General features: G+C 37.6%; 14 protein-coding genes. 13 read left to right on the top strand and 1 reads right to left on the bottom strand.

Annotation, left to right across the window (positions count from 1 at the left end; translation table 11 throughout):
- Nucleotides 1–10 precede the first annotated feature (10 nt).
- Nucleotides 11–937 (top strand): ABC transporter ATP-binding protein, encoded by a 927-nt coding sequence (locus KDN24_RS18155; RefSeq protein ID WP_409971900.1) that lies wholly within the window; start codon nt 11–13, stop codon nt 935–937.
- Complete coding sequence (locus KDN24_RS18150) at nt 930–1,889, top strand: ABC transporter permease (protein ID WP_409971899.1); 960 nt, start codon at nt 930–932, stop codon at nt 1,887–1,889. The genes KDN24_RS18155 and KDN24_RS18150 overlap by 8 nt, the downstream gene beginning before the upstream one ends.
- A gap of 44 nt (nt 1,890–1,933) precedes the next feature.
- Here KDN24_RS18150 and KDN24_RS18145 read toward each other — a convergent pair whose 3' ends face one another.
- On the bottom strand, nt 1,934–3,199 hold the full coding sequence (locus tag KDN24_RS18145; protein WP_525931250.1) for a replication-associated recombination protein A: 1,266 nt from the start codon (nt 3,197–3,199) through the stop codon (nt 1,934–1,936).
- 184 nt (nt 3,200–3,383) lie between these two features.
- On the opposite strand from KDN24_RS18145, the gene KDN24_RS18140 reads away from it, so the two are divergent.
- From KDN24_RS18140 to KDN24_RS18090, 11 genes are all read left to right on the top strand, one after another.
- Nucleotides 3,384–4,076, top strand: a complete 693-nt coding sequence (locus tag KDN24_RS18140) for a YczE/YyaS/YitT family protein (protein ID WP_409971898.1) — start codon at nt 3,384–3,386, stop codon at nt 4,074–4,076.
- Nucleotides 4,073–4,492 (top strand): cysteine metabolism transcriptional regulator CymR, encoded by a 420-nt coding sequence (gene cymR, locus KDN24_RS18135; protein ID WP_409971897.1) that lies wholly within the window; start codon nt 4,073–4,075, stop codon nt 4,490–4,492. Before KDN24_RS18140 ends, cymR begins: the two co-directional genes overlap by 4 nt.
- A 295-nt stretch (nt 4,493–4,787) precedes the next feature.
- Nucleotides 4,788–5,930: a cysteine desulfurase family protein gene (locus KDN24_RS18130; protein ID WP_409971896.1), complete on the top strand. Its 1,143-nt coding sequence runs from the start codon at nt 4,788–4,790 to the stop codon at nt 5,928–5,930.
- Between the two features lie 83 nt (nt 5,931–6,013).
- Nucleotides 6,014–7,129 (top strand): tRNA 2-thiouridine(34) synthase MnmA, encoded by a 1,116-nt coding sequence (gene mnmA, locus KDN24_RS18125; RefSeq protein ID WP_409971895.1) that lies wholly within the window; start codon nt 6,014–6,016, stop codon nt 7,127–7,129.
- Nucleotides 7,130–7,234: 105 nt separating this feature from the next.
- Nucleotides 7,235–7,900 carry a tetratricopeptide repeat protein gene (locus KDN24_RS18120; RefSeq protein ID WP_409971894.1) on the top strand — a complete coding sequence of 222 codons (666 nt, stop codon included), beginning with the start codon at nt 7,235–7,237 and terminating at the stop codon, nt 7,898–7,900.
- 38 nt (nt 7,901–7,938) lie between these two features.
- Entirely contained in the window at nt 7,939–10,368 is a 2,430-nt protein-coding gene (gene recD2 / locus KDN24_RS18115; RefSeq protein ID WP_409971893.1) for an SF1B family DNA helicase RecD2, read from the top strand.
- Between the two features lie 25 nt (nt 10,369–10,393).
- Nucleotides 10,394–10,867: a PRC-barrel domain-containing protein gene (locus KDN24_RS18110; RefSeq protein ID WP_409971892.1), complete on the top strand. Its 474-nt coding sequence runs from the start codon at nt 10,394–10,396 to the stop codon at nt 10,865–10,867.
- Between the two features lie 12 nt (nt 10,868–10,879).
- Nucleotides 10,880–11,071, top strand: coding sequence for a YrzR-like zinc ribbon domain (locus KDN24_RS18105; RefSeq protein WP_491348101.1), 192 nt, complete (start codon nt 10,880–10,882; stop codon nt 11,069–11,071).
- A gap of 79 nt (nt 11,072–11,150) precedes the next feature.
- A complete protein-coding gene (locus KDN24_RS18100) occupies nt 11,151–12,245 on the top strand; it encodes an AI-2E family transporter (protein ID WP_409971890.1) in 1,095 nt (364 codons plus the stop codon).
- 350 nt (nt 12,246–12,595) lie between these two features.
- Nucleotides 12,596–15,229: an alanine--tRNA ligase gene (alaS, locus tag KDN24_RS18095; RefSeq protein WP_409971889.1), complete on the top strand. Its 2,634-nt coding sequence runs from the start codon at nt 12,596–12,598 to the stop codon at nt 15,227–15,229.
- Between the two features lie 77 nt (nt 15,230–15,306).
- Nucleotides 15,307–15,573, top strand: coding sequence for an IreB family regulatory phosphoprotein (locus KDN24_RS18090; RefSeq protein ID WP_409971888.1), 267 nt, complete (start codon nt 15,307–15,309; stop codon nt 15,571–15,573).
- The last annotated feature ends 1 nt before the right edge of the window (nt 15,574 follow it).

The following is a 15,574-nucleotide window of genomic DNA, read 5'->3' as shown; positions in this document are numbered from 1 at the left end:
AGAAAAGTAGATGAAACCCTTAATGGAAATCCAAAATGTAACAAAGGTCATTAAAGGAAGAACGATTATTGATTCACTTAGTTTCAATGTGAATCAAGGTGAAGTGTTTGGCTTCCTCGGACCGAATGGTGCAGGAAAAACAACGACAATTCGAATGATCGTCGGATTAATTGGAATGACTTCTGGTGATATAAAAATTATGGGTCATAGTATTAAAACAGACTTTGAGCAAGCCATTTCCCATATAGGAGCAATTGTTGAAAACCCAGAAATGTACAAGTTTATGAGTGGCTATCAAAATCTGCAACATTTTTCGAGAATGTCGAATGGAATATCGAAAAAGAAAATTGATGAAACAGTTGAGTTAGTTGGGCTCACTGATCGAATTCATGACAAGGTGAAAACATATTCACTTGGGATGAGGCAAAGATTAGGGTTGGCTCAATGTCTTCTCCATGATCCCAAAATATTAATACTAGATGAACCGACAAATGGACTAGACCCTGCGGGAATTCGTGAAATTAGAGATCACCTTAAAATGTTAACGAGAGAGAAGAACATGGCTGTCATTGTCTCGAGCCATATGCTTTCAGAAATGGAAATGATGTGTGATCGAATTGGGATTATCCAAAGTGGTAAGCTAGTTGATGTTCAGCAAATTCATGATTTTGTAAATGGAGAAGAAAATATATATGAGTTTGAAGTAGCAGAACCAATGAAAGCTTTCAATCTGCTTAAGGAAATACAACCATCTATTGAAATACAGCAAACGAATAATGGAATTGCATTGCAACTAAAGAAAGAAAGTATTCCTTCGATGATAAAACAGCTAGTTCATCATGATATTCAAATTTATGGAATTAAGGAAGTAACGAAAACACTTGAAGATAGATTCCTCGAAGTGACTTCTCATAAGGAGGAAAAGATAAATGCTTAATCTTATTCAAAACGAATGGATGAAAATATTTAAGCGGCCAGGCACATACGTAATGATTGGGATTTTATTATTGTTCACAATCTTGGTTGGAGGCTTCATTAAATACCAAGATTCTAAAGGAACAATTCCGGATAATGATAATTGGAAACAAGGATTACAGGTTCAAAATGAAAGTCTCAAAAAGGAACTTGATGAGATGGGGGATTCCGCACCAATAAACGTGACACAATATGCGGAAAGACAATTGGCCTTAAATGAATATCGAATTGAACACAATATTTCACCTAATGAGGAGTACTCAGTTTGGGGATTTGTTAATGATATTTCTCAAATGGTTGATTTTGTAGGATTGTTTACGATCATTATCGCTGCAGGAATAGTAGCAAGTGAATTCAATTGGGGAACGATCAAATTGCTCTTGATCCGGCCAATAAAAAGATGGAGAATTTTGCTATCAAAATATTTGACTGTTTTGTTGTTCGGTTTATTCATGCTAACACTCTTATTTGCTTTTTCTTCAGGTTTAGGGGCGGCACTTTTCGGATTGCCAGAAAACGCTGTTCCGTATTTAAACTATTATAATGGGAAGGTTACCGAACAAAGCATGTTTGTTCATCTGATTAGTTATTACGGTTTAAAATCAATTAATATGTTAATGCTTGCAACGATGGCGTTCATGATTTCTGCAGCATTCCGCAATAGTTCATTAGCTATTGGTTTGTCATTATTCCTTTACTTTATGGGAGGACAAGTAACACAGTTAATTGCCGTGAAGTATGAATGGGCAAAATACATTTTGTTTGCTAATACGAATCTGCTACAGTATTTTGAAGGTTCTCCAATCGTTGATGGAATGACCATTTCATTCTCGATTATCATGTTGCTTGTTTATTTTGTATTGTTTCAAGTAGTAGCCTTCTACGTATTTAAAAAGCGAGATGTCGCAGCTTAAGCATTTTACTAAAAAATATGGTGCCCAACATAGGCACCATATTTTTATTTTTGAAGATTTTGATAGATAACAGACAATGCCTGTTCAAACTTACCAGTCTTTTTTGGATGATAATAAATTTTATTTTTTAGTTTATCAGGTAAGTATTGTTGTTTGACCCAGCCTGATTCAAAATTATGGGGATATTGATAATCGATTCCTCGACCGAGCTCTTCTGCCCCTTTATAATGAGCGTCCTTTAAGTGGTCAGGAACTTCACCGCTTATTCCCGCCCTAATATCTGCAAGGGCATTGTCAATTGCAACAATAGCTGAATTCGATTTCGGTGATAAGCATAGCTCAATAACGGCATTTGAGAGCGGAATTCTTGCCTCGGGAAAGCCAATTCGCTCTGCCGTTTCAATCGCTGCTAACGTTCTTGCCCCAGCTTGTGGTGAAGCAAGTCCAATATCTTCGTAGGCAATGACAAGCAGCCTTCTGCTAATGCTCGGAAGATCCCCTGCTTCAATTAATCTGCCTAAATAGTGGAGGGCTGCATTTACATCACTCCCCCGGATTGATTTTTGGAAACCGGAAAGAACATCATAATGAGCATCTCCATCTTTGTCATGTGCTAAGCTTTTTCTTTGCATACATTCTTCTGCCGTTTGCAAATCGATCTGAATAATATTTGTTTCATCTGGCGGTGTGGATAGAACGGCTAATTCTAAAGCGTTTAATGAACTTCTGACATCTCCATTCGAAGCTGTGGCAAAATGGATAAGCGCTTCTTCACTTATCTGAATATTTTTATCGCCTAATCCTCGATCCGTATCCTTAATTGCTCGTAATAAAGCTTCTTTAATATTTTCTATTGATAATGGCTTTAATTCGAATATTTGGCAGCGGCTTCGAATGGCAGGATTAATTGCGTGGTATGGATTACTTGTCGTTGCCCCAATTAATGTAATCATGCCATTTTCTAAGTAAGGAAGAAGAAAGTCTTGTTTTCCTTTATCAAGTCTATGGACTTCATCTAGAAGCAAGATGACTTTACCCGACATTTTTGCTTCAGAAGCGACGATCTCCATATCTTTTTTATTATTTGTCACAGCATTTAAATTTCGAAAAGCATAACGTGTACTTCCAGCAATGGCACTAGCAATCGACGTTTTTCCAATTCCAGGAGGTCCATATAGAATCATCGAAGAAAGCTGTTTTGCTTTTACCATTCGATTAATAATCTTCCCCTCTGCTACAAGATGCTCCTGACCGATAATTTCTTCGATGGTTCTTGGCCTCATTTTATAAGCTAATGGTTTAATACTCATCATTGTCACCTCAAAACATGAACAGCACTTACTTGATTCCGCAAGACAAATTTTATAATAAATTAAACATACCATAATATTATGTTTGGCAAAATGATCAACACGTTTAAATATGCTATAATAACAAAAGTCTATCTAATTACTAAGATTAACGTTTTTTCTCAGAGCGAGGAGAATATGGCGAATGAATGGGAAAAAAAGGGGTCAAATCGGGTCGAGATTTTTTGTTTATTTACTAGGATTATTAGTAATGAGTCTCGGGATCGTTTTGTTAATTGTCGCTGATTTAGGAGCGAGTCCTTGGGATGTACTTCATGTCGGCTTATATTACCAGTTAGGCCTCACAATCGGATCTTGGTCAATTATCGTTGGGGTAGTCATATTAGCAGTTGCAGCCATCATTTCTAAAGAGTTTCCGAAAATGGGGGCTTTTTTAAATATGGTTCTAGTTGGAGTTTTTATCGATTTGTATTTGTTATTGCCGTTTATGCAGACCCCTATTTCATTAAGTGGTAAAATTATCATGTTTGTTTTTGGAATGTTTATTTATTGCTATGGGATGGGGATTTATATATCAGCTCAACTTGGAGCAGGACCTAGAGATAGTTTAATGATTGCGTTAACTTCAAAAACAGGCTGGAAAATAGGTCATGTAAGAGCTTGTATGGAGATCATTGTGCTATTAATCGGCTGGCAGCTTGGTGGGCCTATCTTCTGGGGAACCATAGCTATTGGTTTAACAATTGGTCCCATCGCTGGCTTTGCATTGCCACAATGCCAGTTTTTAACGAACAAATTTTTAGAAAAACGAATGAAGCAGACTTTAGCAAAAGTTGTCACAACAAGTAGAGAAAAGGATAGAGGTGCAAGCATATGAAAATATCAACTAAGGGCCGTTATGGTTTAACAATTATGATGGAATTAGCAAAGAAGCACGGGGAGGGACCGATTTCTTTAAAGACGATTGCTCTTGCGAACGATCTTTCAGAGCATTATCTTGAGCAGCTTATTGCCCCATTAAGAAATGCTGGTCTCGTGAAAAGTATTCGCGGAGCTTATGGAGGATATATTTTAGGAAATGATCCAGTAAAAATAACTGCAGGGGATATTATTCGAGTTTTGGAAGGGCCGATTAGTCCTGTTGAAGCACTTGAAGATGAAGAACCTGCGAAAAAACATCTTTGGATGCAAATACGTGATGCCGTTAAAGAAGTATTAGATAATACAACACTTGAAGATTTGGCAAACTATACAGATGACGGTGAAACTGAAGCATATATGTTTTATATTTAGGCCGTGTTAAAAAATAATGTTGATTTATGCACCTGTTGATTGTAGTGGAAGGTGCGAGACTCCTCGAAAATGCATACGCATTTTCTTCGTACGGTGTTATTTCAAGGATGTTTATTCAATGTCCTGCGGGAGGAAGGGACAAGGGAGACCCCGCAGGTGCGACAGAACCGAGGAAGCTCCCGGACCGCCCGCGGAAAGCGAGCAACCTGGAACGGAAATCAATAGCCTTGTTTAACATGGTAAAATACTCTAAATAATAAGAGAAATAGACATCTACATTCAAGAAGGTGAAAAAATGACTAGAATATACGTGGATCATGCTGCATCATCGCCAATTCATCCGAAAGTAATTGAAAAAATGATGGATGTTATGAATAATACGTATGGAAATCCATCAAGTACTCATTATTTTGGTCGACAAGCTAGACAAGTTATTGATGGAGTAAGAGAAAAAATCGCAGAAAGTATTCATGCCGATGCAAATGAAATTATCTTTACAGGAAGCGGTACTGAAGCAGATAATCTTGCTATTTTCGGAATAGCTGAAACTTATAAACAGTTAGGCAAACATATTATTACGACTCAAATTGAACACCATGCTGTTCTTCATGCATGTCAGCATCTTGAAAAGCAAGGGTATGAAGTAACCTATTTACCTGTTGATGAGACAGGGCTAATTCATGTTAATGATGTGAAGAAAGCGTTAAGAGATGACACCATTTTAGTCACAATTATGTTCGGGAACAATGAGGTCGGCACGATCCAGCCTATTAAAGAAATCGGCGCTTTACTTCATGAACATCAAGCTAAATTTCATACAGATGCAGTTCAGGCATTCGGACTTGAAAAAATTGATGTAAAAGAAATGAGAATTGATCTTCTTTCAGTTGCTGCACATAAAATTAACGGTCCGAAGGGAATCGGTTTTTTATATGCTCAAAAGGATTTAAAATTATCATCAAGAGTCATCGGTGGGGATCAGGAAAGAAAAAGGCGTGCTGGGACAGAAAATGTTCCATATATTGCTGGATTTGGGGAAGCTGTTCGGATTGTTCAACAAGAGCGGGAGAAGAAGAGAGAGACTTACCAAGAGTTTAAATGTATTTTTCTTCAAATTCTTCAAGATAATGAAATAGAATTTTTGCAAAACGGATCACTTGATCATTCTCTTCCTCATGTTTTAAACTTAAGCTTTCCTGGAACAAATCTTGAAGCCACTTTAGTCAATTTAGACTTAGCTGGGATTGCTGCTTCAAGTGGCTCAGCTTGCACTGCAGGTACGATTGACCCGTCACATGTTCTTGTTGCTATGTTTGGAAAAGGATCGGAACGCTTGCAAAATTCCATCCGCTTTAGCTTTGGCCTTCACAATACGGAAGAAGAAATTGTGACAGCAGCTAAAGAAACAGTAAAAATTATTAAACGCCTGACGAATTAGAAAATTGGCATTCTATTAGTCACAATTGCTAGACAATCGTCTTTCTCAATATATAATTTTAATAAGAAGCAAGGTGAACATAAATGAAAAAAGCACCGAAAGATACCCGAGTTGTTATCGGGATGTCAGGAGGAGTCGATTCCTCCGTTGCTGCCCTTTTATTGAAGGAACAAGGGTATGATGTAATCGGTATTTTTATGAAAAACTGGGATGATACAGATGAATTTGGGGTTTGTACTGCCACAGAGGACTACAATGATGTCATTCGCGTTTGTAATCAAATTGGCATTCCTTATTATGCAGTCAATTTTGAAAAGCAATATTGGGATAAGGTATTTACTTATTTCTTAGATGAATATAAAGCGGGAAGAACACCAAATCCTGATGTCATGTGTAACAAAGAGATCAAGTTTAAAGCCTTTTTAGAACATGCGATGAATCTTGGTGCTGATTATTTGGCGACTGGCCATTATGCACGAGTAGAATCCCGTGATGGAGAATATAAGATGCTCCGTGGAATGGATGATAATAAAGACCAAACATATTTCCTCAATCAGCTTAGTCAAGATCAACTGGAAAAAGTGTTGTTTCCAATTGGAAATATTGAGAAATCAAAAGTGCGTGAATTAGCGAGAGAAGCTGAGCTTGCGACAGCAACTAAAAAAGATAGTACAGGAATTTGCTTTATTGGTGAGAAGAATTTCAAACAATTTCTCAGCAGCTATTTACCTGCACAACCAGGAAATATGGAAACATTTGATGGGAAAATTGTCGGCAAGCATGATGGACTTATGTATTACACGATTGGACAGCGGCACGGGTTAGGAATTGGAGGAGCGGGAGAACCGTGGTTTGCTATTGGAAAAGACTTGAAACGTAATGTACTTTATGTTGGCCAAGGCTTTCACAATGATAAACTTTACTCTCATTCAATCGTTGCAGTTAATATTAGTTGGGTTTCAAACAAAGAAAAACAATCAACATTCGAGTGTACAGCAAAATTCAGATATCGTCAGCCAGATAATAAAGTGACTGTTGAACTAATGGAAGATAATAAAGCAAGAGTTATTTTTCATGAGCCAATCCGAGCGGTTACTCCAGGTCAAGCTGTTGTTTTCTATGATGGAGAAGAATGCCTTGGCGGTGGAACAATCGATGAGGTTTATAAGGACGGACAGCGATTAGATTTTGTTGGCTAAAAATACACCCCGATTCTATCATAGAGTCGGGGTTAATCCAGTTTATACGTCGCTAAGCAAGGCGCTTCCGCTTTTATAATATGAATTTGATTGGAGTTGAGAATTATGGATAGAAATAAGGTAGGAATTCAATATATGCAAGAAGGAAAGTGGGAGGAAGCAGCGAAGGTTTTCGTTGAAGCGATTGAAGAAAACCCAAATGACCCGATTTCATATATTAACTTTGGAAATGTCTTAACTGTACTTGGTGATCATGAACGGGCATTAAAGTTTTTTGAAAAAGCAATTGAATTAGATCATAATGCTGCTTCTGCTTATTATAGTGCAGGAAATTTATATTACCAGCTTGAACAATATGAACAAGCGAAAAATATGTTCGAAACTGCGATGAGAAAAGGAATAGAATCTGGCGATAATTATTTCATGCTTGGTCTATCATTAGTGGCATTAGAACAAGTTAAATTGGCATTACCATATTTACAGCGCAGTACTGAGTTAAATCAATTTGATGCAGAGGCATTTTTTCACTATGGCTTATGTCTAGCTAAGCTTGAGCTAATTGATGAAGCAATTAAACAATTTGAAAGATGTTTGGATATTGATCCAGACCATGCAGATGCCCACTATAATTTAGGTGTTGCTTTCGGCTTCAAGGAAGATGGAGATAAAGCCCTTGAACATTTTGAAAAAGCACTTGAAATTCAATCAGACCATATGTTGGCTGGTTATGGAAAAAAGATGATCGTAAAAGGAAATTCAGAATTGCATTAAATCCTGAATAAATAAGTAGAGAGAGGAGGGAAATACATATGGATATTGAGAATTCTCAAGCTTCTTTCAATCTGTTTCCGGAGCAAGAAAAGAAATACATAAAGGGAAGGCATCTCGTCACTATTTTTCATAATGAGCAAAATTTATATACAGTATTACGGATTCGCGTTGAAGAGACGAATGAGCAATATGAAGATAAAGAAGCAGTTATTACTGGCTATTTACCGAAAATTCATGAGCAAGAAACGTATATTTTTTATGGGGAGCTAAAGGAGCATCCGCGATTTGGTGTTCAATTTCATGCTGAACACTTCCGTAAAGATATTCCTCAAACAAAGCAAGGTGTTATCAATTATTTATCAGGTGAACTTTTTAAAGGGATTGGGATTAAGACAGCAGAAAGCATTGTAGCCACTTTGGGGGAAAATGCTATTTCTCGCATTTTAAATGAACCATCTTTGCTTGACCAAATTCCTAAGCTCCCTCCTGATAAAGCAAAAGATTTATACGATACACTTATGGAGCATCAAGGGCTTGAGCAAGTGTTAATCGCGTTAAATCAATATGGCTTTGGACCGCAGCTATCCATGAGAATTTATCAAACATATAAAGAATTAACATTAACTATTATTCAGACAAATCCATATAAGCTTGTTGAAGATATTGAAGGCATCGGTTTCGGTAGAGCAGACGAGCTAGGCTTTCAGCTCGGAATTTCAGGAAGCCACCCAGATCGAATAAGGGCTGCATGCTTATACATTCTAGAGACAGAGTCAATGCAGGCAGGACATGTCTTTATGGAAGCCAAAATGTTGCTGCAACAAACGAAAAGACTGCTTGAAGAAAATAAACGTGATGAAATTGATTTTCATGATATCTCGAATGAAATTATTAAGCTAGGTGAAGAAGGCAAAATCTTTGTCGAAGAACAAAACGTGTATTTGCCTTCTCTTTATTTTTCAGAAAAAGGTTTTGTTACGAATATAAAGCGAATCTTAAAACAGACTGAATATGAACAACAATTTCCTGAATCAGAATTTTTATTAGCACTTGGAAACTTGGAAGAACGCATAAAGGTACAATATGCACCATCACAAAAGGAAGCCATTCAAACCGCATTAATGTCCCCCATGCTTATTTTAACTGGTGGACCGGGAACTGGAAAGACGACTGTTATAAAAGGGATAGTTGAGTTATTTGCCGAATTGCACGGCTGTTCTTTAAATCCGAAAGATTATAAAAAAGATGAACCTTTTCCATTTCTACTAGCTGCACCTACTGGAAGGGCTGCAAAGAGAATGGCAGAGTCAACAGGCCTGCCAGCTGTTACCATTCACAGACTACTCGGCTGGAATGGAGCAGAAGGTTTTGATCATCATGAAGAGAACCCACTTGAGGGGAAAATTTTAATTATAGATGAAACGTCCATGGTTGATATTTGGCTGGCAAATCAATTATTTAAAGCACTTCCTGATACAATTCAGGTTATTCTAGTAGGTGATGAGGATCAGCTTCCTTCTGTTGGACCAGGACAAGTTCTTAAAGACCTGCTCCGCTCAGACAGGATTCCGATCGTTCGTTTAACAAATATTTATCGCCAGGCAGAGGGTTCATCTATTATTGAATTAGCTCATGAAATGAAAAAAGGGAAGCTTCCAGCCAATATAACAGATCAGCAGGCTGATCGGTCGTTTTTCAAATGCAACACGAGCCAAATAGCAATGGTTGTCGAAAAAGTCATTACTAATGCAAAAAAGAAAGGGTATTCGGCGATGGATGTTCAAGTGCTAGCGCCGATGTATCGAGGTCCTGCTGGTATTGATAAGCTAAATGAAATTGTACAAGAGATTTATAATCCTAATCACGATGGCAAACGAAAAGAGCTATTGTATGGAGATGTAAAGTACAGAATCGGGGATAAAGTGCTACAGCTAGTAAATCAGCCGGAAAACCATGTTTTTAATGGAGATATGGGTGAGATTGTTTCGATTTTTTTTGCGAAGGAAAATACCGAGAAGCAAGATATGGTTATCGTTTCATTCGAAGGTGTTGAAGTCACATATACTCGACAAGATTTAAATCAAATTACCCATGCCTATTGCTGCTCTGTGCATAAATCGCAAGGAAGTGAATTTCCTATCGTCATTCTTCCAGTTGTGAAAAGCTATTACCGTATGCTGCGGAGAAATCTTCTCTATACAGCTATCACTCGCAGTAAGCAATTTCTGATTTTATGTGGGGAGGAAGAGGCTTTAAAGCTTGGTGTTGAACGAGCAGATGAGCAAGCCCGATTAACTACACTAACAGAAAAACTTAAAGAAGCAATTCCTAGTGAACATATACAAATGTCAAAGGCCGAGACTGAGGAAGAAGCTCTTACTTATGAAGAACTATTTATGCAGATTGATCCGCTTATTGGGATGGAAAATATCACTCCGTATGATTTTATGGAGGAGGCCGTAAACTAAAAATGTTCCGGGAAGGGGGCACATTTTGCGGACATTTTCATTACTGAAAGGGTTGCCTGTTATTGAAATCAAAAGCGGAGCAAAGCTTGGTGAAGTTTCTGATTTACGGATTACCGCTGATGGCCTAGTAAAAGGCCTATTAGTCAAAAAAGGAGCACTTTTGAAAAAAACTTTTTTAATTGATATTGATGATGTATCCTCGTTTGGTTGGGATGGCGTCATGATTGAGGAACAATCATTTTTGAAATCGGAAAAAAACGCAGATGATTATACGTTTGAAAGTGAAAATAGTTTAGTTGGTAAGGTTATGATGACAAGAGAAGGGGAGAAGCTAGGGCTGCTTGAAGATGTATATTTTCAAGAAGAAGTGGGGACAATCATAGGGTATGAATTATCTGATGGTTTCTTTTCAGACATACTCGAAGGCAAACGAGTCATAAAAACAGATATGCCGCCTGCTATCGGAAAGGACACCATCATTGTAAATGTAAAAATGTGAGGTGTCTTTTCTATGCTGAAATGTCCGAACTGCCAAAGCAAAGATATTGGTAAAATTGGCATTAATCAATATTATTGCTGGGGCTGTTTTATCGAACTAACTTTATTAAACGGCGAAATTTTCACCCATCAAGTTGAAGAAGATGGAACGTTAAGTTCTCTTGATGATCTTTTTGGGGATGAAGAACGACGTTATCTCTCGTAGTGATAAATAAACAGGGCTGACCCGAAGCTGGTGTCGGCCCTTTTGTCTATTTAGAGTTAAATGTAAAGGAGGGTGGAATGTGGATGTTCAATTAAAATGGTTTTATCGGCTAGGTTTTCTACTTCTCCTTTTTATCGTTTTATTTGTTTTTTTAAAACTTCAAGATCTTTGGTTTCCAATATTAAAAGTCATCAGTGCTGTCTTTATACCATTTATTGTTTCAGCATTTATTACTTATTTGCTGCATCCTTTCGTACAGAAGCTTTATGAAGGAGGAATTCATAAAGGGGTAGCTGTCTTTATTATCTACTTGCTTTTTTTTGGTGGAGCAGGCTATGCACTTTATAAAGGAATTCCAGCCTTTATTAATCAGCTTGAAGATTTAACAGAAAATGCCCCTCAATTTGCTAATCAATATCGAAGTTGGATTGATCTTATCCAGCAAAAAACAGCTAAATGGCCAGAAGGATTGCAAATGAGAGTTGATGAAAGTATTTTAACATTGGAGGCATCTTTAGATCGTTTGCTTTCGAAAAGTGTAAATATCTTAATTAATGTTTTAAATTATTCGTTAATTATTGCACTCATCCCATTTATTTCTTTTTACATGCTGAAAGATATTGATTTATTAAAAAGGACGACATGGTATTTAACACCAAGAAAGTGGAGGCAGGAAGGAATATTATTTCTAAAAGATGTAGATAAATCGCTTGGCAGCTATATTCGGGGACAGTTATTAGTTTGTGCTGCCATTGGTGCTATTTCCGCTTTGCTTTTTTGGATTTTTGGGATGAAATATCCACTATTATTAGGCTTTTTCATTGGCTTAACAAATGTTATTCCTTATTTTGGGCCCCTTTTTGGAGCGGTTCCAGCCATTGTAATCGCAGCTACCATGTCAATAAAAATGGTTATTATATCAGCTGTAATTGTTCTCGTTCTTCAGTTTTTAGAAGGGAATATATTATCACCATATATTGTTGGGAAAAGTCTTGATATGCATCCACTTGTTATTATATTTGCATTATTGGCTGGAGGAGAAGCTGCTGGAGTGCTTGGATTAATTATTGCTGTTCCGTTATTAGCAGTATTGAAAGTTAGCTTCGTGCATGCGAGTGCCCATTTTTTTAAGAGAAACAACATGAAATTTGCACGTTCGCAAAGGAAAGATTGACAAACTTGTTTTTATATCGCTATAATGCGACTATAACATTATTGATATGGAATCATGAAGAAGGAACGAGTATGTTATAGGCCATCTAAAGAGATGGAATTCCATGGCTGAGAGAATTCCTAGATGAAGGATAACAGAAGGCTATTCCAGAGTGCAGCTAATCCCTGCCGTTTATCCGCGTTAAGGAACAATGAGATGAAAGTACTTGGAGACTCAAAATAACTCCAGCAAGTTATATGTGTACTTTCTAATCAGGGTGGTACCACGAGCATGCTCTCGTCCCTGTCTAGGGATGAGGGCTTTTTGTGTTCTTTATTTAGCTTCAGTGTTAAAAATGGGAGGTAAACAGGATGAAACAGTTATCAGGTGCAGAAATTCGCCAAATGTTTTTACAATTCTTTGAAGAAAAAGGGCATGCAATTGAACCGAGTGCGTCACTTGTTCCCCATGATGATCCATCTCTTTTGTGGATTAATAGTGGTGTCGCAACATTAAAGAAATATTTTGATGGACGCGTTATTCCTGAAAATCCACGTATTACGAACGCACAAAAATCAATTCGGACAAATGATATTGAAAATGTTGGAAAGACTGCGCGTCACCATACGTTTTTTGAGATGCTCGGAAACTTTTCGATTGGTGACTATTTTAAAGAGGAAGCAATCGAGTGGGCATGGGAGTTTTTAACGGATGAAAAATGGATTGGGTTTGAACAAGAAAAACTATCTGTAACGATACATCCCGAAGATGAAGAGGCTTTCGAGATTTGGCGGAAACAAATCGGGATTCCAGAGGAAAGAATTATTCGGTTAGAAGGGAACTTCTGGGATATCGGTGAAGGCCCAAGTGGTCCAAACACTGAAATTTTCTATGATCGAGGTCCAGAATATGGGGATGATGAAAATGATCCAGAACTTTATCCTGGCGGTGAAAATGAAAGATATTTAGAAGTTTGGAATCTTGTCTTCTCAGAATTCAATCATAATCCAGACGGAACGTATACGCCGCTACCGAAGAAAAATATTGATACTGGTATGGGCCTTGAGCGCATGGCTTCAGTTGTCCAAAATGTACCAACAAACTATGATACAGATCTTTTCATGCCGATCATTCGTGGAACAGAAAAGATTTCTGGTGAGAATTATGGACAAAATAAAGAAAAGGATACTGCATTTAAAGTCATTGCAGACCACATCAGAACAGTTGCATTTGCTGTAGGCGATGGAGCTCTTCCATCAAATGAAGGTAGAGGCTATGTTTTACGCCGATTATTGAGAAGAGCAGTTCGTTATGCAAAGCAAATCAATATTAATCAGCCATTTATGTATGAGTTGGTTCCTGTAGTTGGTGAGATCATGCATGATTTCTATCCACAAGTAAAAGAAAAATCAGCTTTTATTCAAAAAGTAATTAAAAACGAAGAAGAACGCTTCCATGAAACACTTCACGAAGGATTGGCTATTTTATCAGAGGTGATAAAAAAGGAAAAGGAAAAAGGAAAGATCGTAATTCAAGGTGAAGATGTATTTCGTCTTTACGACACATATGGCTTCCCAGTTGAATTAACGGAAGAATATGCTGAAGAAGAAGGCATGAAGGTTGATCATGATGGTTTTGAAATCGAAATGAACCATCAGCGTGAACGTGCGCGGGCTGCAAGACAGGATGTTGACTCTATGCAAGTTCAAGGTGGAGTTCTTGGCGATATTAAAGTAGAAAGTAAATTCGTTGGGTATGACACATTGAAAACAGAAGCAAAGATTGTAGCTATTATAAAAGATGGTCAATCAGTTGAAGAGGCAACAATTGGTGATGAAGTTCAGATCATGTTAGATGTGACACCATTTTATGCTGAAAGCGGCGGGCAAATTGCAGATAATGGATTATTAGAGGCTGAACAAGTAAAAGTGTCTATTAAGGATGTGCAAAAGGCTCCAAATGGGCAGAATCTCCACAAAGCCATTATTGAAGCTGGTACATTAAAAATGGATGCGTCTGTTATTGCTTCTGTTAATGAATTTACTCGTGCAAAGATTATAAAAAATCATACGGCAACACATTTGCTTCATCAAGCATTGAAAGATGTATTAGGAACTCATGTAAATCAAGCAGGATCCTTAGTTGGACCTGATCGTTTACGATTTGATTTCTCTCATTTTGGCCAAATTACAGACGAAGAGCTGGAGAAAATTGAATCTATAGTGAATGAACAAATTTGGCGCAGCTTAAATGTTCAAATCGACTATAAGGATATTGATGAGGCTAAAGCGATGGGTGCTATGGCACTTTTTGGTGAAAAGTATGGGAAAATCGTTCGCGTTGTTCAAGTTGAACATTATAGTTTAGAGTTATGCGGAGGATGTCACGTTCCGAATACTTCTGTAATTGGATTATTTAAAATCCAATCAGAAAGTGGCATTGGAGCAGGCACACGTCGTATTGAGGCAGTGACAGGTGAAGCTGCTTATCAGCTATTGAATGACCAAATTGCGATTCTAAAGGAAGCAGCTAGTAAGTTAAAAGCAAATCCAAAAGATTTAGCTTCAAGAATTGACAGCTTACTTAGTGAAGTAAAGCAGCTGCAACGTGAAAATGAGTCATTGACAGCAAAATTAGGGAATATTGAAGCTGGGAGTCTAGTTTCGCAAGCAAAGGAAATTAACGGCGTTACAGTTTTATCAGCAAAAGTTGCTGCAACAGATATGAATAATTTGCGTAATATGGCAGATGATTTAAAGAATAAGCTTGGATCCGCAATCGTTGTTCTTGGCAGTGTTCATGAAGGAAAAGTAAATTTAATTGCTGGTGTAACAAAAGATTTAATTGAAAAAGGGTATCAAGCAGGAAAGGTTATTAAAGAAGTTGCGTCCATTTGCGGTGGAGGCGGTGGTGGCCGTCCAGACATGGCACAAGCTGGTGGAAAAGACCCAGAGAAGCTCGAAAGTGCATTGAAATTTGTAGAAGAATGGGTAAAATCCGTTTGATATCCGAACAAAGTAGTGTAAAATGAAGGAAAGACAAAAGCTTTCGTCCCTATTATCAATAAAGCGAGGTGTAAGAAATGAGCTCATTTGATAAAACAATGAGATTCAATTTTCCTGAAGAGCCTATTGAACACGACGTCAATCAAGTGCTTTTTCAAGTATATGAAGCTCTGCAAGATAAAGGGTATAACCCAATCAATCAAATAGTTGGCTATCTACTCTCAGGGGATCCTGCTTACATTCCCCGCCATAAGGATGCCCGTAATATCATCCGCAAGCTTGAACGGGACGAAATTATTGAAGAGTTAGTTAAGTCTTATTTAAAACAGCACCGAAAGGATTAAA

The sequence above is a fragment of the Cytobacillus sp. Bva_UNVM-123 genome, from assembly GCF_046351715.2.
Classification (GTDB): Bacteria; Bacillota; Bacilli; order Bacillales; family Cytobacillaceae; genus Cytobacillus.
Note: the sequence above shows the minus strand (reverse complement) of the source record. Positions and strands in the feature narration are given on the sequence as shown.

Excerpts from the sequence above, each read along its gene's own strand:
- KDN24_RS18155 (WP_409971900.1), top strand. The coding sequence starts at position 11 with ATGAAACCCTTAATGGAAATCCAAAATGTAACAAAGGTCATTAAAGGA.
- KDN24_RS18150 (WP_409971899.1), top strand. The coding sequence starts at position 930 with ATGCTTAATCTTATTCAAAACGAATGGATGAAAATATTTAAGCGGCCA.
- KDN24_RS18145 (WP_525931250.1), bottom strand. The coding sequence starts at position 3,199 with ATGAGTATTAAACCATTAGCTTATAAAATGAGGCCAAGAACCATCGAA.
- KDN24_RS18140 (WP_409971898.1), top strand. The coding sequence starts at position 3,384 with ATGAATGGGAAAAAAAGGGGTCAAATCGGGTCGAGATTTTTTGTTTAT.
- cymR (WP_409971897.1), top strand. The coding sequence starts at position 4,073 with ATGAAAATATCAACTAAGGGCCGTTATGGTTTAACAATTATGATGGAA.
- KDN24_RS18130 (WP_409971896.1), top strand. The coding sequence starts at position 4,788 with ATGACTAGAATATACGTGGATCATGCTGCATCATCGCCAATTCATCCG.
- mnmA (WP_409971895.1), top strand. The coding sequence starts at position 6,014 with ATGAAAAAAGCACCGAAAGATACCCGAGTTGTTATCGGGATGTCAGGA.
- KDN24_RS18120 (WP_409971894.1), top strand. The coding sequence starts at position 7,235 with ATGGATAGAAATAAGGTAGGAATTCAATATATGCAAGAAGGAAAGTGG.
- recD2 (WP_409971893.1), top strand. The coding sequence starts at position 7,939 with ATGGATATTGAGAATTCTCAAGCTTCTTTCAATCTGTTTCCGGAGCAA.
- KDN24_RS18105 (WP_491348101.1), top strand. The coding sequence starts at position 10,880 with ATGCTGAAATGTCCGAACTGCCAAAGCAAAGATATTGGTAAAATTGGC.
- alaS (WP_409971889.1), top strand. The coding sequence starts at position 12,596 with ATGAAACAGTTATCAGGTGCAGAAATTCGCCAAATGTTTTTACAATTC.
- KDN24_RS18090 (WP_409971888.1), top strand. The coding sequence starts at position 15,307 with ATGAGCTCATTTGATAAAACAATGAGATTCAATTTTCCTGAAGAGCCT.